The sequence below is a fragment of the Chitinophaga sp. genome (assembly GCF_019236475.1).
GTDB lineage: Bacteria > Bacteroidota > Bacteroidia > Chitinophagales > Chitinophagaceae > Chitinophaga.
On record NZ_JAFAIX010000002.1, the window covers coordinates 1 to 25375 of the forward strand.

Here is a 25375-nt window from a genome sequence, read left to right on the forward strand (position 1 = left end):
AGCATTAGCTGCAACTGCAGTAGCAAAGTTCACAATACTCATTTCACTGTAAGTATCGGCACAAACACCGTTAGTGATAGTCCATCTGAGCACCACACTGTCACCTACTGCTACTGTTACTTTCGCTTTAGGATCGTTGATAGAAGAGGTGCCAAAGTTTGCGCTACCATATGTAACTGTCCATCTACCGATAGCGGTGGAAGGCGTAACAAGGTTACCATCGAGTGTGAACGGAGTGGTCTGCGCACAAGCTTTCTGGTTAGCGCCAGCGTTAGCTGCAACTGCAGTAGCAAAGTTCACAACACTCATTTCACTGTAGGTATCGGCACAAACACCGTTAGTGATGGTCCAGCGGAGCACCACACTGTCACCTATTGCTACTGTTACTTTCGCTTTAGGATCATTAATAGAAGGAGAGAAGGTAGCGTTGCCATAAGTTACCGTCCATCTGCCAATTGCGGTGGATGGGGTGGCAGCATTGGCATTCATAATAAACGGAGTAGTCTGTGCACAAGCTTTTTGATTGGCGCCAGCGTTAGCTGTAACCGCAGTAGCAAAGTTCACGATGCTTACGTCAGCGGAAGTGGTAGCACAGTTACCATTTACAATTGTCCAGCGGAGTACTACGCTGTCGCCAACAGCTACTGTCACCTGGGCTTTAGGATCATTGATAGAAGAGGTGCCAAAATTAGCAGTACCATAAACTACCGTCCATCTGCCAATCGCAGTCGAAGGAGTTGCTGGATTAGCGTTCAGTGTGAATGGAGTAGCCTGTGCACATGCTTTTTGGTTAGTACCAGCATTTGCTGTTACAGCCTGCGCATAGTTTACAATGCTCATTTCATCAAAGCTTTCCGCACAGTTACCATTAATAATGGTCCATCTGAGCACTACGCTGTCACCTACCGCTACAGTCACCTGCGCGTTAGGATTATTAATAGAAGTATTGAAAGTAGCATTACCATATGTAACTGTCCATCTGCCGATAGCACTAGCAGGAGCTGGTGTATTACCATTCAGCACAAATGGAGTTGTTTGAGCACAACCTCTTTGGTCTACATTGGCATTTGCTTGTATTGGGTTTGCATAGTTTACTATACTTACATCAGAAGAAGTGGTAGCACAATTACCGTTGGAGATAGTCCAGCGGAGCACTACACTGTCGCCTATAGCTACTGAAATTTTCGCTTTAGGATCATTGATGGAAGAAGTACCGAAGTTAGCTGTACCATATACTACTGTCCATCTGCCGATAGCAGTAGAAGGGGAAGCAGGATTTCCATCCAGTGTGAATGGAGTGGATTGTGCGCAGACTTTCTGGTTAGCGCCTGCATTCGCCTGTACAGGTGTGGCATAGTTTACGATGGTAACAGTTGCCTTGGTGGTGGCACAGTTACCGTTAGAAAGCTCCCATTGGAAAACGGAACTGTCACCTACAGGAACTGTTACTTTGGATTTAGGATCATTTGGTGTAATTACAGTTGCATTACCATACAGTACTGTCCAGGTACCTGTTGCTCCAGTTGGAGCAGGGGTATTACCATTCAAGGTAAAGCTGGTAGTCTGGTTACATACTTTTTGGTCTGTACCAGCGGTTGCTGCTATAGGAGATTTATATACTGTAATGGTAGTAGAGGCACAAGTAGAGTTACCGCAACTTCCAGTGCTTTCCGCCACAACATAATAAGTGGTGGTAGCCGTTACATTTTTAAATGTAACAACGGAGTTGTCTGCATTGGCTACATCAGGAATAACTAATGTACCGCCATTTGCAGTACCACAACCGCCTTTGTACCATTTCCAGGTTGCATTCACATTACCGGAAGGATCTGTACCAAGTACGCCACCATTGATAGTCAACTGCACATCTCCTTTATCGCAGATGCTGGCAGTGCTAACGGTAAGACCGGTAGGAGGGGTAGATGGTTGGGATAATTCTACGGTGAAGGTTACATCTTTACGGCAACCTGCGTATGCATTTCCAGCACCATCATTTTCCCAAACGGAGAGTACGAAGTTGTATACACCTGGAGCAGTGTTGGCAGGTATCGCCAATGGTAATTTAACCCAGCTACTGTTCCATGCACCAGTAACGGAAGCAAAACCAGGCATTGCATTAGGACCGGTGGTTTTGATTTGATACTGACTGATAGTTGTGCTGGAGTTAGCGATCAGCAGGTCAACAGAAGGCACAGTATTACAAGCCTTCACTGGAGTATTCGTAATAGTGATGGTTGGCGGAGCCTTCACCCTCACTGTCATGCTACCTTGACTGTTAGGAGTACAGATACCATTTGAAATCGTCCAGTAGAGCGTAATATTAGTAGTGGTTGCCTGACCAACGATATGCGCAGTAGTGTTATACTTGCTATCATCATCAAATGTTACCATAGCTGGTACACTGCTGGTCCATTTACCTGTTTCACCAGGATTTGCTGGAACCGTTCCATTCAACTGCAGATCAACGATGGCTCCGCTGTTAGCGCAGACAATCGTTGATGGCAGGTTAATAGAAGTTGTCAGTGGCTTGCTGTTGAACAGTATAATGGTATCTGTGCTTACGCAATCAGATTTACCATTGTTGGTCACTCTCCATATCAATGTATCCGTAGTTCCTGCAGGGGTGATGTTCACCGTGGTCGTCGGACTGGAAGGATTTGTAATTGTACTGGTACCATTGCTGACACCACGAAGGAATGACCACTGTCCAGTCTGATCTGCTAACGGTGCTGTCGCTTTCATGGTGAATTGCGACTGGTTACACTGTTGCATCTTGCTGGCATTCGTCTTGGCTATAGGCTGTGAGTAGACCATGACTGGGAGTGAATCTGGTGTTACGCAGACACCCTTCGTCACAGTAGCCTTAAAGTAGTTCTGACCAATATGCCATGGATATATATTATTAAGCTGATTGGTAGTGCTGGCATAAGTGGTATCACCGCCAGGGCCAGCCACAGGAATAGTGGTTGGAGGCCAGGTGCTGGTCCACTTAATTGCGTATTTATTGTTATCTGGTGAGATTTGGAAATTTACCGGGGTATTACCCATACAAATTGCCAATGGTCCACCAGTAACTTTTACGACAGCAGGTGTATCCACCCTGATCCATGCAGACCCTGAATCGTAACATGCACGTCCGTTACCATATTTGGCAACACCCCATGCAGTGTACTTCGTGTCTCCCAGAGGCGTTACAACAACCGCTTGATCCACTCTACCTGCAATATCTGCCGGTTCCTTCCAAATATATTCGGTATACTGTCCTGCCACCGTAAGGTTTACAGACTGACCCTGACATATTTGTGAAGATGACAGTTTTACAATTGGTTTAGGTAAGATGGTAATCGTAATCGCGGAAGAAGGCGTACCACAATCGCCTGAATACACACCATCCGCACGATATTCGTATACACGTAATCGATAGTATCGTATGATAGGTTGAAGGGGATCCCCTGTTAATGCACCTGGTGAAAAATGCAAAACAGGCCCCTGACTGCCTGATCGAATGGTTTCTATATTTCCCGTTACTGGATTGAGCCCTACTGAGTCAGATACTGGTTGCCAGTTTGTCTGGTCATAACTAAATTCCCATCTATATACTGGTTTAGTGAAGTAAGCAGCAATAGCGTCTCCGTTTGCTGTTAAGTCTAGGGGAGCGCCGGCACACTGAACTGATTCAGTAACGCGATCTTCAATCAAGCCATCCACATAACCCTGAATATCGGGAGGACAGTAGTTAAACTGAATATCATCAATAGCGATATCATTACCGCAACCACCAGGGTTGTCATTTCTAATTCGAAGTATTACTGCGTTGTCATCTGTTGTAATTTTAAATGTACCACCATATTGTAGCCATTGTCTTCCGTTTACATCCAAGTTCATGGATACGTCATATGTATGGAACTCAGATAATATTTGGGTTGGATTTTTAGCACTTACGATTTGGAAGGTTACACCCGCATAGTGATAACCATCCGAGTTACCTTGGTTACAGGTTTGGTTAAATACCTGGCGGGTATTTGTATTGATAAACCAGGCGCTAAAGTTGTACCTGGAACCAGGACAAACTTTTACGGTTTTCTCAAAGAATACAATTTTCTCATACGCAGAGTTACAAACCAACATACCACCATTACTAACTCCTGGTATCCCATTTTGTGTATGGTCCATCACACGCATCCATTCCTGGCGAGCTTGTGTATTCCAGTAAATAACATAGGAGTTGTCTCCAAAATTTCCTGGATTACTGGAGGAGTAGTAAATACTTGGGTTATAGGGATAATAAACCGTAGCAGTTGGATCACTGTATGGTCTGGGCCCTGCATTGATTGGAAATGTGCCAAAGTCTTCTTTAAAGTCAGAGGCACCCAGTTTAGGATCCGACCGGAAACACTGGGCCATCGAACAATCCTTGGAATAGATCTTCTTTGTGATTGTCTGTGTGGTAGTTGTTTTTCCGTTGCTATAAGTAACGAGCGCCGAGATCGTGTAGTTAACATTTTTAGTGTTAAACTGTAACGTCAAGGCGTTCATCTTATAACTGTCAGGGGCCTGGTTGATCAGGTTCGTCCCGTCACTGCCATAAAGGATGGTATAGCCTCCTCCTGTAATGGTCCAGGTTACGTTTGTATTCGTGTACCCGCTTCCCCAAATAAAAGCGTTCATGCTGGCGAAGTTGCCGGCACAAACGGTATCGGGTAGGTTCATGAATGCTTTCCCGCTGACCCCAGTTGTTACCTGTGCTTGGCTGGTAGTCCGTACCAGCAAGAAGGACAGTATCAGGAATATGAGGGTAAGAAATCTTTTCATAGGTATAAATCAGTTAAATCAAAAAAGTAGCAGAATTGCGGTCTTGAGCGCCGTCAATGCTGGAAGTACTTTAACTGTTTACATCGATGAAAAGTGCCAGGAGATCGCTCCCAGCAAGGCTTGGTAGGTGTGTAGAATGTTTTCATAGGCATCGGTGTTTAAACTCGATATGGCTAAAATATGGCATTATTGAAATTAAAATTAACAATAATATGCAAAAATAAAAAAAGTGATATTATTTGTAATATGATAGAAATGACTAGAGTACTTGGGGAAATGAAGTATCCTTCCTGATTGTCAACTATTTAACTAATAGGAGAAAGTTGGAAAATTTTTTTTCTCAGCGGGGGTGGAAAATGAGAAATTTAAATAGGGCTGTGCTTTTTGAATATTTTTCCCTACCTTTGCAGACCAAATTTGATGTAAGATGCCTAAATTCAAGACACATTCCCGTGCTAAGAAAACTTTCAAAGTTGGCGGGAACGGACAGATTAAGCGGTTCAAGGCCTTCAAAAGTCACTTACTGACCAAAAAAGCTACAAAAAGAAAACGTAGCCTGAGAGGTAGTACGCTGGTTCACGAAGCAAACCTGAATCTCGTTAAGAGAATGCTTTGCATGCGCTAATCTACAGAAATCGAATTTTATAACCTGAGAAAAACAAGACAAAATGCCTCGTTCAGTTAACGCCGTAGCTTCAAGAGCCCGCAGAAAAAGGATCTTAAAGCAAGCCAAAGGCTTCTATGGCAAAAGGAAAAATGTTTACACCGTAGCGAAGAACGTCCTCGAGAAAGGTCTCACTTACAGCTACGTAGGTCGTAAATTAAAGAAAAGAAATTACCGTCAGTTGTGGATCGCTCGTATCAACGCTGCAGTAAGAGCAGAAGGTCTGACCTACTCTGTATTCATGAACAAATTAGCAGGTAAAGGTATTGAGCTGAACAGAAAAGTTCTGGCTGACCTGGCTATGAATGAACCAGAAACTTTCAAAAGCCTGGTTGCTTCTGTAAAGTAAAATCACTTTTACTTAGTTGTAAATACCTGAACAGGTGACTTCTTATCGGAGTCACCTGTTTTTTTATGCCCTAAAATAAAAATTCCCCCTCGCTACCGCCAGGGGGAATCCTATATCTTCTAGTAAATTTATCTAATCTTAAATACCTGATAACTGCTATCCCATTCCACTTCAGGTAAGTTGTCCTTTGGAAACAATCCTACAATGGCCGATCCACTACCACTCATAGCAGCATAAACTGCTCCTTGTTTGTACAACTCTTCCTTGATTTCTCCCAGCACCGGATATGCACTGAATACGGGCAGCTCAAAATCATTCGTAATCACTCCCCGCCATTCCTCAACAGGCAACTGTATCATCTCCCGCAAAGAATGTAACGGGGCCGCAGGTGTCAGTTGACGAAATGCCCAACCCGTGTTTACATGAATGCCCGGATATACCAACAACATGGAATAACCAGACAAATCAATGGCTATCGGCTCCAACATCTCTCCTCGGCCAGTAGCAAAGCAGGGTTTGTTGGGAATGAAAAAAGGGCAATCACTGCCCAGTTGTGCAGCATATGCAAGGAGCTGCTCTTCACTTAGTTCCAGTTGGTACTTGTTGTTTAACAACTGCAACATAAAGGCGCCATCCGCAGAACCACCACCCAAACCTGCACCTATGGGAATATGCTTGTGTAAATGAATTTGAACTGGCTGTAAGGCCGGAAAATCTTGCTGTAACAACTGATGCGCTTTTACACAAAGATTATCTCCCGCATCTCCAGGGATGTCAATACCACTGCTGGTAAACGCTAATTCACTCGCAGTAAGCACTTCCAGCGCATCTGTCAGGGCTACCGGGTAAAATACAGTTTCTAAGTCATGAAATCCATCCGCACGTTTATGCGTGATGTGTAAACCCAGATTAATTTTGCAATTTGGAAATACTACCATGGTAGAAGGCTAAGTAAGGAGAACCAGGCATAGCAATCCCTTCGATTCCCAATACTAAAAATGATATTATCTGTTATTTGCTTCTGCGACTATTGATTTCATCGCGGATTGCAATGGCGCGAATGTAATCTTCTTGTTCCAGGACTTCCTGCAGCAGTGTCTGTAATTCATCCAGGTTGAGGGCTTTCAGATCATCTTCTGCTCCCTTTTCATGCTCCTGGATAGTAGGAGTGACAGGTTTGTTGCTTTTCTTACCAGCAGGATCGTCCAGCAGGATACCAGCGCTGTTGAGAATATTTTCGAAGGTATATATCGGACAACCGAATCTGACAGCCAATGCTAATGCATCAGATGTTCGGGAGTCAATTTCAATGGTTTCCTCGTTATTGGAACAGATGAGTTTGGAATAAAATATACCTTCTTGGAGGTTACTGATAACCACTTCATGCAGCTCTACATTAAACGCATTCATGAAGTTCTTCATCAGATCGTGGGTGAGGGGACGGCTGGGTTGCATTTTTTCCAACGCAACAGCTATTGCCTGCGCCTCAAAACCACCAATAACTATAGGCAAACGACGAAGGCCATTTACCTCTCCCAATACTACGGCATATGAATGAGTCTGCGTGATGCTGTGCGATAAAGCAACTATTTCCAGTTCTATTTTTCTCATATCTGTCTCGCGTTGTCGCTGAAGGTTTTATAAGAGTGTGAAGTTAGAAAATAATTCCTTATCTAAAAAAAAACTATAATGATAACGGGGCATATTATCAATATTCGGGGTATGTTACAAAATTGTATGGAGATAACGCATCGCAACCGCGGTTGTTTATCTCCATACAAAAAAAATATTTCAACCTTAATTCAGGCCTTTATATTTCTTTACCGCTTCGGTGAGCTTCGGTACTACTTCAAATGCATCGCCTACGATACCATAGTCGGCTGCTTTGAAGAATGGTGCCTCCGGATCTTTGTTGATAACAACAATCACCTTACTTCCGTTCACACCCGCCAAATGCTGAATAGCACCGGAGATACCAATGGCGATGTATAAGTTAGGACGAACAGTCAAGCCTGTCTGGCCAACGTGTTCATGGTGCGGACGCCAGCCGGCATCAGCCACAGGGCGAGAACTAGCTGTTGCTGCTCCCAGTGCATGCGCTAGGTTTTCTACGATACCCCAGTTTTCAGGACCTTTCAGACCACGACCACCGGATACAATGATTTCTGCTTCTGTCAATGGAATTTCTCCGCTGAGGGTGTTTGTCTGCACTACCTTTACTTTGAAATCAGCATCATTGATAGCTGGTGAAAACACTTCTACGGTTGCAGTACTACCACCGGTTGCAACAGGGAAGGTGTTCGGTATGATAGAGATGATTTTCTTTTCAGAAGTGATATTGATATTGGCAAATGCCTTACCGGAAAATACGCTCTTCTTTACCACGAAACCATTGCTGGTATCAGGGTATGAAATCGCGCCAGCTACCAGTCCTGCTTTCAATTTCGCTGATAAACGAGGCGCAATCGCTTTACCATCAAAGTTATGAGGGAAGATGATCACCACTGCATTTTCTTTAGCTGCGGCTTCAGCTACCACTTTGGTATATACGGTGGTTTCTACTTCATGCAGACGTGCATCTGCTGCATGTAATACTTTATTGGCGCCGTAATTGCCCAGTGCTGCCAGTTCTGCCTGGTCTGCCGCTCCTAATACCAGGGCGGTTGCGGTGGTACCTAATTGTGCTGCTACTTTTGCGCCATAAGACACTGCTTCCAGCGCTGCCTTTTTAATTTTACCTTCTGCCTGATCTGCAAATATTAATACTGACATGAGTTACAAAATTTGATGTGGAGTAATGTTGTACCGGTGATCAACAATTAGATCACTTTCGCTTCGTCGTGGAGTAATTTTACCAGTTCTTCCACGTTATCCGGACTGATCAGCTTCACGCCGCTTTTTGCCGGAGGTAGTTCAAAGCCTACAACACTGGTAAGTGTTGCCGCTTCTACCGGTTCAACTACTGTCAATGGTTTGGTTTTAGCCGCCATAATGCCGCGCATGTTAGGAATACGCGCTTCCGCCATCCCTTTCTGACAAGATACTACTACAGGCAGTGATACCTCACATACTTCCTCTCCACCTTCAATCTCACGGTTAATAGTAGCCTTTGTGCCATTCAGGTCAAATTTGGCCGCAATAGATACATATGGAAGATCCATCAGCTCCGCTACCATACCGCCAATGCCGCTACCATTGTAGTCAATGGTTTCTTTACCGGTAAATATAAGATCGTACTGTTTGGATTGTGCATGTGCCGCAATCTGTGATGCGATATAAAAACTATCTGCACTATTGGCGTTTACTCTGAATGCCTCATCACCGCCCAATGCCAGCGCTTTCCTGATGATAGGATCGCAATCGGCACCACCTACTGTAATCAGATGAACATCCGCTCCTATGGTTTCTTTCAACTCCAGGGCTCTAACCAGGGCATACCATTCGTCGTATGGGTTAATGATAAACTGGACCCCAGCTTCATTGAATTTCGTGTTATTGTCCGTGAAAGCTATTTTTGCAGTCGTGTCCGGAGTTTTACTGATACAAACTAAAATCTTCATGGCCGTAAACTGTTTTGTTTAATAATGCGGTATCAGCAAATATATTTAAATAATATAAGCGAACCGCCAAGGCTTTGGATGATTTTAATCAGTTTATAGTATGTTTAAAAATGATAATGTATCATGCTCCTGACCTGATTTACAGAACTTTATAAATATTAAAAGCAGGATGGACAGAATCGCACAGTTGAAGCAGTTCCTAGAAAGCAGTCCGAATGACAGCTTTCTGAAACATGCCCTGGCCTTGGAATACATCAAATTGGGAGACGATACAACCGCCAGGAAACTATTTGAAGAGCTGTTGGCCCACGAACCAGGATACACCGGTTCCTATTATCACCTGGGCAAACTGTTGGAAAGAATGGGGGATCCTACCGCAGCTATCAGCACCTATGAAAAAGGTATGGCCATGGCGAAAGCAGCCAATGAAAGACATACCTACAATGAACTCCAGTCTGCGTACGAAGACCTGGTTTATTAATCCAATCCGACTAAAATGCCGCATCAATTGCTGAATAACTTTCTCAACTTTATAAAAGAACACCTCCTGTTCGATCCCTCTCAGAAAATACTGCTAGCCGTTAGTGGTGGGGTCGACTCAATGGTGATGGCCTGCCTCTTCAAAGAAGCTGGATTCCAGGCCGGTATTGCCCACTGTAATTTTCAACTCCGCGATGAGGAGTCTGTCAGAGATGAAGCTTTCGTAAAAGAACTGGCTGCCAAACTCGACCTGCCCCTCCATGAAGTCCGCTTCAACACGGCGGAATATGCGGCTACTCATAAGGTATCTATCCAAATCGCTGCCAGGGAACTCCGCTATAAATGGCTGGAAGAAATCCGCGCTGCTAACGGTTACGCCTATATCGCCACGGCCCACCATCTACAAGATAGCGTGGAAACAGCCCTCATGAATTTCGCCAAAGGTACCGGCATTGCCGGCCTACACGGTATTCTGCCGAAAGCGGATAAAATTATCCGACCATTACTTTTTGCGGAAAAAGATACGCTGATCGCCTGGGCGGTACGCCGACAACTCTCTTACGTGGAAGATAGCTCCAATGCAACGGATAAGTATACACGTAATTTCTTCCGTCACCAGGTGATTCCTGTCATGCAAGAAAGTATTCCTGCTGCGGTGAGAAATATGGCGGCCAGCATTGAGAAAATTAAAGAGGCGGAAATGCTTTACCAAGAAGCATTACAGCGCCATCGCAAAGCACTGCTCACAAAATCCGGCGATAACTGGATGATCCCAGTGCTCAAAATGAAAAAGGTAGTACCCCTGCAAACCATTGCCTGGGAGATATTCCGCGAGTTCGGCTGCTCTTCGGCGCAATTGCAACAGGTAATCAGTTTACTCGACAGCGAATCCGGCAAATTCGTGGAAACTGCCACCCACCGCATTATCCGTAACCGCGCTTGGTTGCTCATTACGGCATTACAGGAAGATAATGCGCCTGTAATCGTGATCAACGAAGAACAAGGGCATGTACATTTTGGCGGCGGACAATTACAACTCCGCCTGCAAGACAAAAATGGCACCATCCCTCAATCAGCCGATATCGCCTGGATGGATGCGGCACAGGTACGTTTCCCCATTATCCTACGTAAATGGAAACAGGGAGATTATTTCTATCCACTGGGCATGCGGAAGAAAAAGAAGCTGAGTAGATTCTTTATTGACCAGAAACTGTCTTTACCAGAAAAAGAAAAGGTCTGGGTACTGGAATCTCAGAAAAGAATTATCTGGGTGGTGGGGATGAGAATAGATGATCGGGTTAAAATGCTCGCGTCTACCGAAAAAATACTTTCTATACAACTCTCTAAATAACAAATGCGCTTGATACCATTTGATTACAAATACTAGAAAGCCTTCAATTATTGTAATGAATTGCTTTTGAACTAATTTTGCAGTCGAATTAAAAAATTGAATTATGAGCTCGCCGCAAACTATTCCAGCACTGTTGGTTATTGATGTGCAAAAAGGATTTGACGTGATATCGCATTGGGGAACTGAAAGGAATAATCCAATGGCGGAAACAAATATTAATATTCTTTTGCATTTTTTCCGAAGTAATAAATTCCCAATTTTCCATATTAAACATTGCTCGACAGAAGCTAATTCTCCACTTAGAGAAGGCCATCCAGGTAATGATTTTAAGGAGGAAGCAATGCCACATGAAAACGAAGTGGTCATTAAGAAGGCGGTAAACAGCGCATTTATTGGAACGGACTTGAAAAGCCGACTCGATGAAGAAGGGATAAAGTCATTAGTAATAGTGGGCATCACCACTGATCAATGTGTATCCACTACCACTAGAATGGCTGGCAATTATGGTTATAAAACGTATGTTATCCATGATGCCACCGCCACTTTCGATAAAACAGGGATCAACGGCGTGCACTATGATGCCGAAACGATCCATCAAACCACCTTGGCAAGCATTAATCAAGAATTTGCAGATGTGGTTTCAACAGCGGACATCATTTCCCGCTTTACTGCCTGAATCGTTTAAATGAAATAAAAAAAGCGGAAAGACTTTACCAGCAAGTCTTTCCGCTTTTAACTTTTATAAATAGCTTATCTGCCGAAGCTCATTACAGACTGAATGAACATTTGCAACAGTTCTGGACGAAGGAAAATCGGCGCAATAAATCCAAAAATAGCGCCCCATATATGCGCATCATGCCCAATATTATCCATTCCTTTTTTAGCCATATAGCTGGAATAAACGAGGAATAAAATAGCATATACCACTGCTGGTATACCAAAGGCAAAATAGAGATAGATTTTTTCCCATGGCGCCATCAGGATATTACTGAAAATAACTGCAGATACCGCGCCACTGGCGCCGATGGCCACATAATTACCATCATTCTGATGTTTGAAATATGCAGGGACATTACCCACAATAATACCCAACAAGTAAAACAAGACGAAGCCTAGTTTGGTCCCTGTCAGCGCAAAGAGGAGGTACTCTGTATTCTTGCCAAAGAAATACAGGGTCAGCATGTTAAAAATAAGATGACTATAATCGCCATGGAGGAATCCCGCTGTAACAAAGCGATACCATTGGTTATGATGTTTTACCATATACGGCTGCATACTCATTTTATCCCATTGGGAATGATTGCTGAAAGCCGTAATAGAAACCGCACAAGTAATAATAATCAATATCAGGGTAGTAGACATAGATCTTCCGGGTTATTAGACAAATGTAATTATTGATGGTGATATTTTTCGCGGTTCAATACCGTATACGCACGATATAATTGTTCCGTGAAGATGAGTCGCACCAACTGATGCGGAAATGTAAGAGGGGAGAGGGACATCGTCATTTGCGCTCTTTGCAAGACTGATTGATCTATCCCAAAAGCGCCGCCTATCAGGATTACCAATTGACGTGTACCTGCGTTGGTACGTTGCTGGATAAAATCTGAAAATTGCACAGTCGTCATCATCTTTCCTTTTTCATCCAGTGCCAGTAGGTAATCTGTAGGCTGTAACATATCCAGAATGATTTTAGCCTCTTGTTTTTTTAGTTCTGGAACAGATAAACTGGCCGCTTGCTTCACAGTAGGGATCAATTTCACCTCAAAGTCGACATAATGTTGTAAACGTTTCTGAAATACTGCCATCCCATCCCTTATATAGGGATCATGCTCTTTTCCTATGCTCCAGAGTTGTACCTTCACTTGTTGAATTTATTTAATGATGATTGTAAAAGTACGTGTAAATCAGAAAATTACAGAAAAAATTTGCCCGGAAATTTGGTGGATTCAAAAAATAATCTACCTTTGCAATCCATCCACAAATGGAATGGCTGCGTAGCTCAACTGAATAGAGCATCTGACTACGGATCAGAAGGTTTCAGGTTTGAATCCTGACGCGGTCACAAAAGAGAATAAAAGCCGCTTTAACAGCGGCTTTTTTCATTGTTATCAGGTTCGTTTTTCTACTTTAATATTGGCAATCGTATTTCGATACTGAACGACTCCGCGGTGCATTTGGCCCTGATATTTCCTCCAAGCAACTGCACATTCTTCCGACAAATAAACAATCCTAGTAGGGGTTAGGGTGCGCTATATGCGTGCGCGCAAAGGCCTTTCTACGAGGGAATTTGCTGATACTGCGGGTATTTCATTTTCCCAGGTGTGGAGTATTGAATCCGGTGCCGGCAATCCTACCATTGGCACGCTGGATGCGATTGTGAAGGTGTTTAATCTCTCTCTTGCCGAGTTGTTGAAGGATATTTAACCATCATTTGTAGTACAACTGTAGCGGAATTATTTCGGGAGACACGTGTCTCTCCGAATGCTGTTGTTATACCTTACATCAAATTTATTTACCGGTAAAAAGATAATACAGCATTTGCTTGAAGGCAGGATAGTATTTTACCATCAGTGGTGAAAGAAAAACAATGGCCATTACGATAGCAATTGTGAGAATAGGGTGTTGGTTTTTTTTCCGGGTCATAGTAGCAAGTTAATTATTTGTCGGCATTATGATGTAAATATTTTCGGTATTTTTTTGTGAATGCAGATATCGGGAGATGCGTGTCTGTCGGGATGGAGCGGGCAATCCATGATACATTCGATGCTGAAGTTATCATGCAAAAAAATATACACGATTGCTGTAATGAATCCTCATGATAATATTCATCTTTGGAGTACTTATAGGATCTTGTTATACTAAACTGTGCAACTAACTGCAATGAATATACTAAAAGAGGAAACGAAGCATATAGCAGATGTCCAGCGAGTGGTGACAGCCGCCTTTGGCCGTGCGGAAGAAGCGCAACTGGTAGCAGCATTGCGCCATAGTAATGCTTTTATCCCGGAGTTATCCCTTGTGGCAGTAGAAGGGGAGCAGGTAACAGGTCATATCCTGTTTACCCGCTGTAGTATAGGTAATTCCAGGTTGCCCGTTTTGGCATTAGCGCCAGTAGCTGTTTTGCCAGATCAACAACGGAAGGGCATCGGGGAAGCCCTCATCCTAGCAGGTTTAAGAAAGGCTAAGGAACTGGGTTTTAAAGCAGTTATTGTACTCGGGCATGCCGAATATTACCCCACGTTTGGATTTGTACCCACAGATAAATGGAACATCCGTGCACCTTTTGATGTACCTCCCGAAAATTTTATGGCGCTGGAATTAGTGCCTGGGGCCCTGGAACATACCTCGGGCGTGGTGGCTTATGCTCCTGAATTTGGTATCTGATGAATTTTGCACACCGGATCAAAAAAAGTTTATACTGCTGAAAGGTTGTGCTAGCGGGTATTTGGGTGTAATTTATTACTTCGTATATGGGTTGACGGTAGTGACAAAATTTAAAAATGTCTGAAAAAAATTTGTCAAATTAAAAACTAATCCTACATTTGCATCCCGTTTAACACGGTACGGCTGCGTAGCTCAACTGAATAGAGCATCTGACTACGGATCAGAAGGTTTCAGGTTTGAATCCTGACGCGGTCACAAAGCAAAAATGCTGCACTGGCTGCAGCATTTTTTTTCAAAAGCTCTTTATCTGATAAATAATAATCAATCATAAAAAATTGAAAATTAATTTGTTAGATTGAAAAAAATATTTACTTTTGTCCTCCTTTCAATAGGGAAATGGCTGCGTAGCTCAACTGAATAGAGCATCTGACTACGGATCAGAAGGTTTCAGGTTTGAATCCTGACGCGGTCACAAATAAAAAAATGCTGCACTTAGTTGCAGCATTTTTTTTCGAAAAGCTCTTAATCTGGTAAATGATTTTCAATCATAATTAATTGAAAATAAATTTGTTAGATCGAAATTAGTTTTTACATTTGCACCCCCTTCCATAGGGTAATGGCTTCGTAGCTCAACTGAATAGAGCATCTGACTACGGATCAGAAGGTTTCTGGTTTGAATCCAGACGAGGTCACCACATACTGGCTGCGTAGCTCAACTGAATAGAGCATTTGACTACGGATCAAAAGGTTTCTGGTTTGAATCCAGACGCGGTCACACACAAAGGGCATCAACTTATATGTTGATGCCCTTTTTTTTGTTGTCTTATTTTCATCCCACAAGGGGAGGCATTATAACTTATAAATCTGCCCTGTTTGAGCACCTTCAATAATTAATAAAAAACACTTCTTCAAACATATGCAAAATTGAAAGCTGTCCACAGTTGTAGGCCGGCATCCATAGAAAACTATTATGCCCCACTGGTCCTCAGAATGTTTACATTTCCCCAAAAATTTCCTTACATTTCCTCAATGAAATTGTTGTCATTCCTTTTCGCAGTCTGCCTGTACGCCAACATCACCACTGCCCAACTGAATGCGGACAGCCTTAATCAGTCGCTTTCAAATAAGACCATGACAAGTGTGGAGAGAATCAATACCCTCAACACACTCGCTGCTCATTATAATAAAGACTCTACTAACCTAGCACTCGTGATGGCCAATGAGGCCTACCTACTTGCCCTGAAAGAAAATAACAGGAAATTGCAGGCGGCATCTCTCTTAAACTTATCAGAAGGATATCTCTATAACGACCAGTACGACCAAGCACTCAACTACGGCTACTCCGCACTGGATATCTGCCAGGCTTTAGGAAATGATAGTGCCATCGCTCGCGCATACACGAACTTGGGCTGGATCTTCTATGATACAGAAAATAGTTACTTCTCCCTGCAATACCATCAACAGGCGCACGAGATCTATAAGAAATTAGGGAATCCACGTCGCATCGCGCTCTCCATGAACGCACTGGGATTAGTGTACCTCCTCAAAGACGAGTTTGAAACCGCACGCAAATATTTCGATAGCACCATCACGCTCGCTCATCAAAACCACAGCGAAGCCATGGTGGCCAGCGCCCTCGGCAACCGGGGTATCTGCGAAAATGAATTCGGTAAATACCAGGAAGCCCTGGCCGATTTTGATAAAGCATTGGCTATCCTCGGTACTACAGATGTACTCGCACACGCTGAAGTATTCAACCAGATGGCCTTTTCCCGCATCAAACTAAAAGAATATCCACTAGCGGAAAAACTCCTCTCGGAAGCGCGAAACCTTATCCACCAATCCAACTCTAATACAAGAAAAGAAAAACTGCTGGATAACCTGACTAATTCAGTGCAGCTCTACCAGGCCCTCGGCGAATACCAAAAAGCTTTCACCGCCCTTCAGGAATACACAGAGGTACGTAATCAAATACTCTCAAAAAGTAAAAGCGAAGCTATTTCCGCGCTCAAAATCCAACGGGAAGCCAAAGAGAACGAACGTCATATCATCACACTGGAAGCCCAGAAAGAATTGCGCGCCTTCCAACGGAATGCCCTGGCCGCTGGTGTGCTACTCCTTATTGTTATAGGTATCCTCTATATCAGTAAAATGAACCAGAAACGTAAAAAGGAGAAGGAACTAGAAGATATGCGACAAGCCCTCATCAAACGAGAGCTCGAAGCTGCCATCCACGAAAAGGAATCCCTTAATAATAAACTGGAGTTCCGCGATAATGATCTTAAAAACTATGCGCTCTTCATCTCCCAACGAAATGATATGATCCGCAATTTTATCGATGAACTCACCGTGATCGATATCCATGGCGATGCCAAATCGGAAAATATCACCCGGTTCAATCGCCTTATTCATAAATTCCAACACGACCTCGATAGCAATAAAGACACCCAAGATTTTAACCTTTCTGTCAACGAAATCCATAAAGATTTCTTCTATAACCTCCTGCAAAAGTTCCCAGACCTCACCGAAAATGAACGCCGACTATGCGCGCAAATCCGGTTAAATCTGTCCATAAAAGACATCGCTTCCCTCAATAATATCTCCGTAAAATCGGTGGAAATGGCTCGCTATCGACTCCGAAAAGCCTTCAACCTGGAACACAAAGAGAACCTATCGGATTTTCTGAAGCAATTTTAAATAATTGATTATTAATTAGTTAACTCCCTTGTAGAGGTCGTGTAGAGGTCTCTGTAATGCCTGTATAGAGGTAGCAAATCCGCCTACCCTTGATTTTCCTTTCTACTTTACTTCCAGTCCCGGCGCTGTCAGATTCACGTGTGAAAAACTTCAACCTATGTCACAGTGCCGGAGGGACAGTCCATGTTAATTTTTCAAAAGCAGAATTAAAAACCAAAATGCGTATGTGGAAACAACTACGGAGAAATGGAATATTATTATTCCTATTGTTTACCGGGCTAACAGTCCTTGCCCAGGTTCCTACCCTAAACCTGAAAGGGAAGGTTACGGATGCCAAGGGCAATGCGATCCCAGGAGCCAGTATTGCCGTAAAAAATACCGGTAAGGGCACCTCTACGGATGCCAAAGGGGAATTCGCCCTCGCCGCCGTTCCGGAAAATGCCACCCTGGTGGTATCAGCGATGGGATTCACCGCCAAAGAAGTAAAACCAACTAGTAAGAGCTTGGTGATTTCCCTGGATGAAAATGTAAAAGGCCTGGATGAAGTACTTGTAATCGGTTACGGTACCCAGAAAAAAGCAGATGTAACCGCCGCTATCGCCTCTGTAAACACCAAGAACCTCGCTAAACAGCCTTCCGGTAACCTTGGAACCATGCTACAAGGGCAGGCGCCTGGCGTGATCGTTAGCTCCGGTACGGGTAACCCTTCCGGACAGCCAGTAGTACTGGTGCGTGGCTTGAACAGTATCAACAATGCCAACCCACTGTACGTGGTGGATGGTATTCCCCTGGGCTATGCCTATGATATCAATCCGAACGATGTGGAGTCTATCAGCATCTTGAAAGATGCATCTGCCGCTACTATCTATGGTGCGCGAGCCGCTGGTGGGGTAATCATCATCACCACCAAAAAAGGTAAATCCGGTGAGCCTCGCGTGAACTTCAGTTCCTATTATTCCGCTCAGAATTTGAACAACAATCTGCCGCTGCTGGATAAGGTGAACATGAACAAAGTGGTGCGCCAAGCTTATGCGAACGACAATTCCACTGCCCCTATCTATGTACAGGACGATAGCAAATATGCTAACTCCGACTGGGTGGGCGCTTTCACCAAAAAAGGTATTGAACAGAAGTACGACGTGGACGTTTCTGGCGCTTCTGAAAAACTCGCTTACCGCTTGTCTTATGGCCACTGGGAAAACTCCGGTACCATCATCAACACCGGTGCTAAAAGAGATAACGTACGCCTCAATAGCGAAATCAAACTGCTGGACAATCGTCTGAAAATCATGCCTATCGTTGCTTATACCCGTTTCAATAACCAGAACTACGGCGATGTAGACGGTGACGGTAACGCAGGTTTCTCTCCATTCATGGAGGTGTATAAAACGTTGCCACATAAACGTATTTATGATCCAAACGCTATCAATGGTTTCGCAAAGCCTGAAACAGAACTGGGCTCCGGCAACCCTGTGGGTGAAAGAATGCTCTCAAATGGCAGATCTATTGACGATCATCTGCAACTCAATGTGGCAGCAGATTTGAAACTCTGGTACGGCTTCTCCTACAATTTCACCATTGGTAAGAATGTGGTAAACACCTATTCTTATAATCAAACGGAACCCTACGATTTTGGCGCATTATCTTTCGTAGAAAATCCTTCTCGCTCTGAAAGTCGCGGTAGAACAGAATACACGCTGTTCACTCATCTCTTGAACTATGAGAAACAATTAGGGAGACACAACTTCAAAGCCATGTACGGCTTCTCCCGTGAGAAGAACGTTAGCCAAGGTACTACTGGCGCGGGTAACCACCTTAGTAGCCCATTGATCGAATCCTTGTCTGGGCTGATCGTTGAAGGAAAAAGCGACTATATTCGCGTGAACGGCTGGAACTACGGCAATACGCTGCAATCCTACTTCGGACGGGCAAGCTATAACTACGATGATAAATACTTCGTACAAGGAAGTCTTCGTCGTGATGGTTCTTCTCGTTTCGGTCCACTGAACCGCTACGGTACTTTCTACTCTTTCTCTGGTGGATGGAACATTCACAAGGAAAATTTCTTCAACATTCCATGGATCTCCGAACTGAAACCACGCGTAAGCTACGGTACAGTGGGTAATCAGAATGTGAGCAACTTCCAGTACCTGGCGAAAATTTATCTGTCTGGTTCCGATCCTTTCCTGAACTATCCATTCGGTTCCGCAGTGAGCCAACCGGTTTTTGTAGGTGCAATCGCTGCAACACTGGCGAATAATAATATCAAATGGGAACAGACAGCCACTTTCAACGCTGGTCTGAACTTCAGCCTGCTGAAAGGTTCCATCAGCGGTAGCTTCGACTACTTCCATTCTAAAACCAGCGACATGCTGGCGGAAACACCTATCCCTACTTCCTCCGGTATCACTGCCATGCCGCTGACCAATATTGCGGATATGGAAAACAAAGGTTGGGAGTTTACCGTTACTTACCGCAGTCCTGCCAACAAAGATTTCCACTGGGATGTAACCGCGAACCTTTCTCATAGCCGCAACAAAATCATCCGCCTAGGTTACGACGAAGGCGTGATTGCAGATGGTTTCGTAGACTACAACAACCGTGGAACTACGCTGACTAAAAAAGGCGAATCACTGGCTTCATTCTATCTCTATAAAACAAACGGCATCTTCCAATCACAGGCTGAAATAGATGCTTATAAAAATAAAGCCGGTGAATTGTTACAACCTAATGCTAAACCAGGTGACCTCCGCTTTGTGGACACCAACGGCGACGGCCAACTGGATGATAATGACAAACAACTGATGGGCAACGGTCTGCCAAACATTGACTACGGTATCACTTTCAACGCTAGCTACAAAAATTTTGACCTGATGATTTTCCTGAATGGTAAACAAGGTCAGAAAATGTTCAATGGCGCTAAAATGTTCCTGTATCGTTACTACCGTTCTGCGGATCTGCTGAATGCCTGGACGCCAACAAACACCAATACAAACGTGTATCGTTTGAGCAACGCAGATGAGAATGAAAACATGCGTGTGTCTGACTACTTCCTGGAAGATGCTTCTTTCCTGCGTCTTAGAAACCTGCAATTGGGCTACACCTTGCCGCAGAAACTCGCCACCGCTATGCACCTGGATCGCCTGAGAGTTTACGCCGGCGCTTACAACCTGCTGACGTTTACTAAATACACTGGCTTCGATCCAGATTTGTCCAACACAGGTATTTTCAGCCGCGGTGTAGACAGGGGTTATTACCCAATGAGCCGCTCTTATGTATTTGGTCTCAACGTTGGATTCTAATCTGAAAAATTAAACTGACAATTATGAAACTTAAAATAACAGGTCTGTTTTTCTCTGCTGTGATGATGTTCTCCTCGTGCTCGGACAAGTTCCTTGATTTGCAGGATAAGCAAAACCTCACAGAAACTACTTTCTGGACTACTCGGCAGCATGCCTTACAGGGTATCACTGCTACCTATGCCGCATTGCAAGGGCATGATGGCAGTAAATGGACATTCTTTGAAGAAGTATATGTGACACTGGCTTTCAAAGGGGATGATATCGATAACAATAAAAATGAACCCTATGGAAAGAACCTGGCTGCATTTGTGAATGGCGCTGATGAGTCGGGCCCATGGAACCTTTGGGCTACCTGCTATGCGGGCATTGGTCGTGCTAACCAGGTAATCGAGAAAGTGCCAGGTATCTCCGTGATGACAGACCTGGAGCGTAACCAAATTGTTGCAGAAGCCAAATTCCTGCGTGCGTACAACTATTTCGTGCTGGTGAATGGTTTTGAACATGTGCCACTGGTTTTGAAATTCGAAAAAGACCTGAACAAACTCCAGGTGCCACAAGCGCCAGCAGCCGATGTTTGGGCGCAGATTGAAAAAGACCTGACAGAAGCCGCAGCGGTGCTCCCTGAGAGCTATTCCAGTCAATATAAAGGCCGTGCTACTAGTGGCGCTGCAAAAGCACTGCTGGCAAAAACATACCTGTACCAAGAAAAATGGCCACAGGCAGAAGCCAAGTTCAAAGAGATCTACGGCAAATATGGACTGAATCCAAACTACGTTGATAATTTCAACGGTACCAAGGAAAACGGCCCTGAGTCTGTGTTTGAAATACAATTTACCAGTGATCGTTCCGTATCTGACGAAAGACATCCATTCAATTTCGAAGCAGCACCTTATGCGCTGGATGGCTGGGAAATTTTCTATCCTTCCGACTGGGTGGTGGCAGAAATGAAGAAAGATCAAACAGATGCAGGCGGCTATAGCGATAGGGTATATGGCAATATTTTCTTCAATGACCCTAATTCCACTATGTGGGACTTGAACGTGCCAGCCAACCAGGTGCCTTATGCCTCCGTAGCAGCAAGTCTTTCCCGTCCTTCTTTCTATAATAAATTCACTTTCCCGAACGAGAGAAGTGGCGCTTACGTAGGTTACAATATTCCCCTGATCCGCTATGCAGACGTATTGTTGATGCTGGCGGAAGCAGCCAATGAAAATGGCAAAACAGACGAAGCAATCAGTTATGTAAACGAAGTGCGCACACGCAGTCATGCGAAAGCATTGACCACTGGTAGCTTCACCAAAGATCAGTTGAGAGAGCAGATCCGCAATCACGAGCGCCCTGTAGAACTGGCTGCGGAATTTGGTATCCGTTGGTTCGATCTCATTCGCTGGGGCCGTAGCAATACTGCTAAGCAGCCGATTAAATCCCTGATGCAGAATCACGGAAAACCATTCGCCAACAACTTCGTAGAGGATAAGCACATTCGCTATCCAATACCACTGAAAGAAATAAACACCAATCCGCTCCTGAAGCAGAATAATTTGTATTAAAATCTTTGGGCTGACTAAGTGTTGGGTTTATCTCGGCACGTCGTTCCCGCCCGGCCGGGCGGGAACGACAAAAAGAAAAACCGGTTACTTTTAGTCAGCCCAAAATATTATTCATACATACGAGAATAGAGATGACGAAATACAGTATTGGATGGATGATAGCGCTGTTGTGGTTTTTAAACGTAAGCGCTCAACAAAACCCGCAACCCTGGTGTAACCCAAAGGTTCAAACGGAAAATGCCCTGGCACCTCATGCCTGGTTTATTCCCGCAGTGAGTGAAACTGCTGCATTGCAAAATGCACCCTCGTCGTTCATGTTGTCATTGGACGGTGTATGGAAATTTCGCCTGGACTCCGCTCCGGCAGCACGTCCGCAGAACTTTTTTGCGGATAACTATGATGTGAGCAACTGGAAAGATATTAAGGTGCCAGCCCACTGGCAAACAGAAGGTTTCGATCGTTTTATTTTCACAGATGTGGAATACCCGATCCCTGTAAATCCGCCATACCCGCCGGAAAATAACAACCCTATCGGTTCCTATCGCAGGAATTTTACCATTCCCGATAACTGGAAAGAAAGGGATGTTATTCTCCATTTTGGTGCAGTGAATTCATTTTTCTTCTGCTGGGTAAATGGCCAATATATTGGATTAGGAAAAGATAGTAAAACCGCTACAGAATTCGATATTACACGTTTCCTGCGCAAAGGACAGAACACCGTAGCCGTACAGGTTTTCCGCTTCAGCGATGCTACCTATTTGGAAGGACAGGACATGTGGAAACTCAGTGGTATTGAACGCAGTGTACAACTCATCGCCCGGCCAAAGATCGCCATACAAGATTTCTTTGTAAAAGCAGGACTGGACAGTACCTATACTAATGGCCTCCTCAACCTGGACGTAGCTTTTAATACCGCCGCGAAAGGTGGATATGTGCAGGCTAAACTCCTGGACAACAACAATACCGTGATTTGGAAAGAACAGCATGCACTGAACGGTAATGAAAAATATCATTTCAGCGCATCTGTGGGCAAAGTGAAATCCTGGAATGCGGAGCATCCGTGTCTCTATAACTTACTGATATCTTACTACGATAAAAATGGCCACTTGGTGGAAGCTATCAATCATCGCACTGGCTTCAGAACCGTGGAAATCCGCAATGGCCTGCTGTTGGTAAATGGTGTGGCTGTGAAAATAAAGGGCGTGAACCGTCATGAGCATAACATGTACACCGGCAAAGTGATCAACAAAGAAGGGATGCTGACGGATATCAAAGTGATGAAACAATACAACATCAACGCAGTACGTAGTAGTCACTACCCGAATAGCCCCGACTGGTACGCACTCTGCGATGAATATGGTTTGTACATCGTGGATGAAGCGAATATCGAGTGCGATGGGATGTCCTTTTCTCCACTGAAAACACTGTCTGATAAGCCTGAATGGAAAGATGCTTATATGCACCGCACCCGTAGGATGTTTGAGACAGATAAGAATCATTGCTCCATCATCACTTGGTCCCTGGGGAATGAAAGCGAATTCGGTGAAAACTTCATTGCAACTTACCACTACCTGAAAGCAATGGACAATACCCGTCCTGTGCAATATGAAGCCGCTGGCAGGAATGAATATACCGACATCGTTTGCCCAATGTATAAATCGCCCAGCATTATGCTGGAATATGTAAAAAGATGGAATACCCGTCCGTTTATTCAGTGTGAATATGCGCATATGATGGGTAATGGTGGCGGTAACCTGAAAGATTACTGGGACTTGATCTACCGCCATCAACAACTGCAAGGCGGTTTCATCTGGGACTTCTCCGATCAGACGTTTAAGAGAAAAGATAAGAACGGTCGCGATATCTGGGCCTATGGCCGCGATATGGGACAGGTAGGACTTACCAGCGATACCAGCTATTGTGCCGATGGTTTATTTGCGGCAGACAGAACACCACATCCGCAGGCCTTTGAGCTGAAGAAAGTGTTACAACCAGCCACGTTTGAAACTGTTCCTTTATCACCGAACCAATTGCGTATCATCAACAGGCTGGATTTCACGAACCTGGATCAATATCAGTTCTCTTGGTATATCCGCTCCAATGGTGAAACCATAGCGAAAGGGCCACTGGAAGTAGGCGCAATAGCACCGCATGCAGAAAAAACAGTGCTATTGTCGCTGCCTATGCTGAAAGCTAAGCCAGGTACGGAATATTTCCTAACAGTGGAAATGAGGACCAAAAATGAAACGGCAGCGTTACCTGCTGATCATCTGCTGGCTTGGGAACAATTTGAACTGCCGGCAGCTATGCAGGATACTACGGTTCCAGTAATCGCGAAGAAAGTAAATATCAATAAAAGTGGAGATCAAGTAAAGGTAACAGGGGAAGATTTTGAAATGGCGTTCAGTAACAGTACAGGATGGTTAAGTGCGTACACCTGGAAACAGCAATCCATTATGCAATCGCCGCTGGAACCACATTTCTGGAGAGCGCCTACGGATAATGATATTGGCAATAGTCAGCAGATTCGTTGTGAAGTTTGGAGAGACGCGGTAAAATCTGCCCGCCTGGATTCCATGACAATAAGCTCAGATAATCCTTATAGCGCAACGATTCGCACCTGGCATTCCCTGCCCACTGTGAAAGCGACTTACACCGCAGTATACACGATCACCGGCGATGGCGCCGTACAGGTGAAAGTAGCCATGAAAACAGGAAAAGAAACCATGCCTGAACTACCACGTTTTGGCATGCGTACCATCTTGCGCGGAGCATTTGATAACGTTGCGTGGCTAGGCCGCGGACCTTTTGATAACTATGCGGACAGGCACACGGCAGCAGCAGTAGATCTGTATCATATGAAAGCGGATCAGTTGTTCCACCCTTATCCACGTGCGCAGGAAAGTGGCTACAGAACTGGCGTTCGCTGGATGTCACTCACTAACGCACAAGGAGTGGGGCTCCTAGCAAAAGGCGAACCGCAAATTTGCACTGGCGTACTGCATTTTAATATGGACCATATGGAATTTGATCGGGATGCTGCGGAGAATAACCACGGCGGTAGCATGATCAATGAAGATCTGGTATGGTGGAATATTGATTACAAACAATCCGGAGTAGGTGGAGATAATAGCTGGGGCGCTACGCCACATGCTGAATTTATGTTGCCTTACCAGGACTATGGTTATTCTTTTATACTAAGTCCCGTTATAAAATAATGAAT

19 protein-coding genes and 5 tRNA genes are annotated in these 25375 nt (G+C 44.3%); 16 read left to right on the top strand and 8 right to left on the bottom strand.

Annotated elements, in window-relative coordinates; all coding sequences use genetic code 11:
* Window positions 1-4812, bottom strand: a 4812-nt coding sequence (locus JO154_RS00390) for a hypothetical protein (protein WP_291940880.1), incomplete at its 3' end; no start/stop codon positions are given.
* Window positions 4813-5239: 427 nt separating this feature from the next.
* Between JO154_RS00390 and rpmI the strand changes: the two genes are divergently transcribed.
* Together rpmI and rplT are read left to right on the top strand one after the other, a co-directional pair.
* Window positions 5240-5437, top strand: a complete 198-nt coding sequence (rpmI, locus tag JO154_RS00395) for a 50S ribosomal protein L35 (protein ID WP_291940882.1) — start codon at window positions 5240-5242, stop codon at window positions 5435-5437.
* Between the two features lie 43 nt (window positions 5438-5480).
* Complete coding sequence (gene rplT, locus JO154_RS00400; protein WP_111593818.1) at window positions 5481-5825, top strand: 50S ribosomal protein L20; 345 nt, start codon at window positions 5481-5483, stop codon at window positions 5823-5825.
* A 128-nt stretch (window positions 5826-5953) separates the two neighbouring features.
* Here rplT and ispE read toward each other — a convergent pair whose 3' ends face one another.
* The 4 genes from ispE to JO154_RS00420 form a co-directional block, all read right to left on the bottom strand.
* Window positions 5954-6763 (bottom strand): 4-(cytidine 5'-diphospho)-2-C-methyl-D-erythritol kinase, encoded by an 810-nt coding sequence (gene ispE, locus JO154_RS00405; RefSeq protein ID WP_291940884.1) that lies wholly within the window; start codon window positions 6761-6763, stop codon window positions 5954-5956.
* A 73-nt stretch (window positions 6764-6836) separates the two neighbouring features.
* Window positions 6837-7436 (bottom strand): bifunctional nuclease domain-containing protein, encoded by a 600-nt coding sequence (locus JO154_RS00410; RefSeq protein ID WP_291940887.1) that lies wholly within the window; start codon window positions 7434-7436, stop codon window positions 6837-6839.
* Window positions 7437-7622: 186 nt separating this feature from the next.
* A complete protein-coding gene (locus JO154_RS00415; RefSeq protein ID WP_291940889.1) occupies window positions 7623-8597 on the bottom strand; it encodes an electron transfer flavoprotein subunit alpha/FixB family protein in 975 nt (324 codons plus the stop codon).
* 47 nt (window positions 8598-8644) lie between these two features.
* Entirely contained in the window at window positions 8645-9385 is a 741-nt protein-coding gene (locus JO154_RS00420) for an electron transfer flavoprotein beta subunit/FixA family protein (RefSeq protein ID WP_291940892.1), read from the bottom strand.
* A 169-nt stretch (window positions 9386-9554) separates the two neighbouring features.
* On the opposite strand from JO154_RS00420, the gene JO154_RS00425 reads away from it, so the two are divergent.
* From JO154_RS00425 to JO154_RS00435, 3 genes are all read left to right on the top strand, one after another.
* Window positions 9555-9866, top strand: a complete 312-nt coding sequence (locus JO154_RS00425) for a tetratricopeptide repeat protein (protein ID WP_291940894.1) — start codon at window positions 9555-9557, stop codon at window positions 9864-9866.
* A 15-nt stretch (window positions 9867-9881) separates the two neighbouring features.
* A complete protein-coding gene (tilS, locus tag JO154_RS00430; RefSeq protein WP_291940896.1) occupies window positions 9882-11216 on the top strand; it encodes a tRNA lysidine(34) synthetase TilS in 1335 nt (444 codons plus the stop codon).
* A 103-nt stretch (window positions 11217-11319) separates the two neighbouring features.
* On the top strand, window positions 11320-11892 hold the full coding sequence (locus JO154_RS00435) for a cysteine hydrolase family protein (protein ID WP_291940898.1): 573 nt from the start codon (window positions 11320-11322) through the stop codon (window positions 11890-11892).
* 74 nt (window positions 11893-11966) lie between these two features.
* Here the strand turns inward: JO154_RS00435 and JO154_RS00440 are convergent, their stop codons facing one another.
* Complete coding sequence (locus JO154_RS00440; RefSeq protein WP_291940901.1) at window positions 11967-12578, bottom strand: rhomboid family intramembrane serine protease; 612 nt, start codon at window positions 12576-12578, stop codon at window positions 11967-11969.
* Window positions 12579-12607: 29 nt separating this feature from the next.
* Window positions 12608-13081 (bottom strand): 23S rRNA (pseudouridine(1915)-N(3))-methyltransferase RlmH, encoded by a 474-nt coding sequence (locus JO154_RS00445; protein ID WP_111593811.1) that lies wholly within the window; start codon window positions 13079-13081, stop codon window positions 12608-12610.
* A 126-nt stretch (window positions 13082-13207) separates the two neighbouring features.
* On the opposite strand from JO154_RS00445, the gene JO154_RS00450 reads away from it, so the two are divergent.
* Both JO154_RS00450 and JO154_RS00455 read left to right on the top strand, forming a co-directional pair.
* Window positions 13208-13281, top strand: a tRNA-Arg gene (locus JO154_RS00450).
* Window positions 13282-13463: 182 nt separating this feature from the next.
* Entirely contained in the window at window positions 13464-13643 is a 180-nt protein-coding gene (locus JO154_RS00455) for a helix-turn-helix transcriptional regulator (protein WP_291940904.1), read from the top strand.
* An 84-nt stretch (window positions 13644-13727) separates the two neighbouring features.
* On the opposite strand, the gene JO154_RS00460 is transcribed toward JO154_RS00455, so the two are convergent.
* Window positions 13728-13862, bottom strand: a complete 135-nt coding sequence (locus JO154_RS00460) for a hypothetical protein (protein WP_291940906.1) — start codon at window positions 13860-13862, stop codon at window positions 13728-13730.
* 237 nt (window positions 13863-14099) lie between these two features.
* On the opposite strand from JO154_RS00460, the gene JO154_RS00465 reads away from it, so the two are divergent.
* From JO154_RS00465 to JO154_RS00505, 9 genes are all read left to right on the top strand, one after another.
* Window positions 14100-14603, top strand: a complete 504-nt coding sequence (locus JO154_RS00465) for a GNAT family N-acetyltransferase (RefSeq protein ID WP_291940909.1) — start codon at window positions 14100-14102, stop codon at window positions 14601-14603.
* Between the two features lie 181 nt (window positions 14604-14784).
* Window positions 14785-14858 (top strand) — tRNA-Arg (locus tag JO154_RS00470).
* 143 nt (window positions 14859-15001) lie between these two features.
* Window positions 15002-15075: transfer RNA gene (locus JO154_RS00475), tRNA-Arg, on the top strand.
* A gap of 146 nt (window positions 15076-15221) precedes the next feature.
* Window positions 15222-15298 (top strand) — tRNA-Arg (locus JO154_RS00480).
* Window positions 15299-15304: 6 nt separating this feature from the next.
* A tRNA-Arg gene (locus tag JO154_RS00485) sits at window positions 15305-15378 on the top strand.
* A 254-nt stretch (window positions 15379-15632) separates the two neighbouring features.
* Complete coding sequence (locus JO154_RS00490; protein WP_291940911.1) at window positions 15633-17300, top strand: tetratricopeptide repeat protein; 1668 nt, start codon at window positions 15633-15635, stop codon at window positions 17298-17300.
* Between the two features lie 224 nt (window positions 17301-17524).
* Entirely contained in the window at window positions 17525-20602 is a 3078-nt protein-coding gene (locus JO154_RS00495) for a TonB-dependent receptor (protein WP_291940914.1), read from the top strand.
* 23 nt (window positions 20603-20625) lie between these two features.
* Window positions 20626-22152: a RagB/SusD family nutrient uptake outer membrane protein gene (locus JO154_RS00500; RefSeq protein WP_291940917.1), complete on the top strand. Its 1527-nt coding sequence runs from the start codon at window positions 20626-20628 to the stop codon at window positions 22150-22152.
* Window positions 22153-22283: 131 nt separating this feature from the next.
* Window positions 22284-25370, top strand: a complete 3087-nt coding sequence (locus JO154_RS00505; protein ID WP_291940919.1) for a glycoside hydrolase family 2 TIM barrel-domain containing protein — start codon at window positions 22284-22286, stop codon at window positions 25368-25370.
* The last annotated feature ends 5 nt before the right edge of the window (window positions 25371-25375 follow it).

Bases quoted from the DNA above. Each gene is read 5' to 3' on its own strand.
- rpmI (WP_291940882.1), top strand. From the start codon at position 5,240: ATGCCTAAATTCAAGACACATTCCCGTGCTAAGAAAACTTTCAAAGTT.
- rplT (WP_111593818.1), top strand. From the start codon at position 5,481: ATGCCTCGTTCAGTTAACGCCGTAGCTTCAAGAGCCCGCAGAAAAAGG.
- ispE (WP_291940884.1), bottom strand. From the start codon at position 6,763: ATGGTAGTATTTCCAAATTGCAAAATTAATCTGGGTTTACACATCACG.
- JO154_RS00410 (WP_291940887.1), bottom strand. From the start codon at position 7,436: ATGAGAAAAATAGAACTGGAAATAGTTGCTTTATCGCACAGCATCACG.
- JO154_RS00415 (WP_291940889.1), bottom strand. From the start codon at position 8,597: ATGTCAGTATTAATATTTGCAGATCAGGCAGAAGGTAAAATTAAAAAG.
- JO154_RS00420 (WP_291940892.1), bottom strand. From the start codon at position 9,385: ATGAAGATTTTAGTTTGTATCAGTAAAACTCCGGACACGACTGCAAAA.
- JO154_RS00425 (WP_291940894.1), top strand. From the start codon at position 9,555: ATGGACAGAATCGCACAGTTGAAGCAGTTCCTAGAAAGCAGTCCGAAT.
- tilS (WP_291940896.1), top strand. From the start codon at position 9,882: ATGCCGCATCAATTGCTGAATAACTTTCTCAACTTTATAAAAGAACAC.
- JO154_RS00435 (WP_291940898.1), top strand. From the start codon at position 11,320: ATGAGCTCGCCGCAAACTATTCCAGCACTGTTGGTTATTGATGTGCAA.
- JO154_RS00440 (WP_291940901.1), bottom strand. From the start codon at position 12,578: ATGTCTACTACCCTGATATTGATTATTATTACTTGTGCGGTTTCTATT.
- JO154_RS00460 (WP_291940906.1), bottom strand. From the start codon at position 13,862: ATGACCCGGAAAAAAAACCAACACCCTATTCTCACAATTGCTATCGTA.
- JO154_RS00465 (WP_291940909.1), top strand. From the start codon at position 14,100: ATGAATATACTAAAAGAGGAAACGAAGCATATAGCAGATGTCCAGCGA.
- JO154_RS00490 (WP_291940911.1), top strand. From the start codon at position 15,633: ATGAAATTGTTGTCATTCCTTTTCGCAGTCTGCCTGTACGCCAACATC.
- JO154_RS00495 (WP_291940914.1), top strand. From the start codon at position 17,525: ATGTGGAAACAACTACGGAGAAATGGAATATTATTATTCCTATTGTTT.
- JO154_RS00500 (WP_291940917.1), top strand. From the start codon at position 20,626: ATGAAACTTAAAATAACAGGTCTGTTTTTCTCTGCTGTGATGATGTTC.
- JO154_RS00505 (WP_291940919.1), top strand. From the start codon at position 22,284: ATGACGAAATACAGTATTGGATGGATGATAGCGCTGTTGTGGTTTTTA.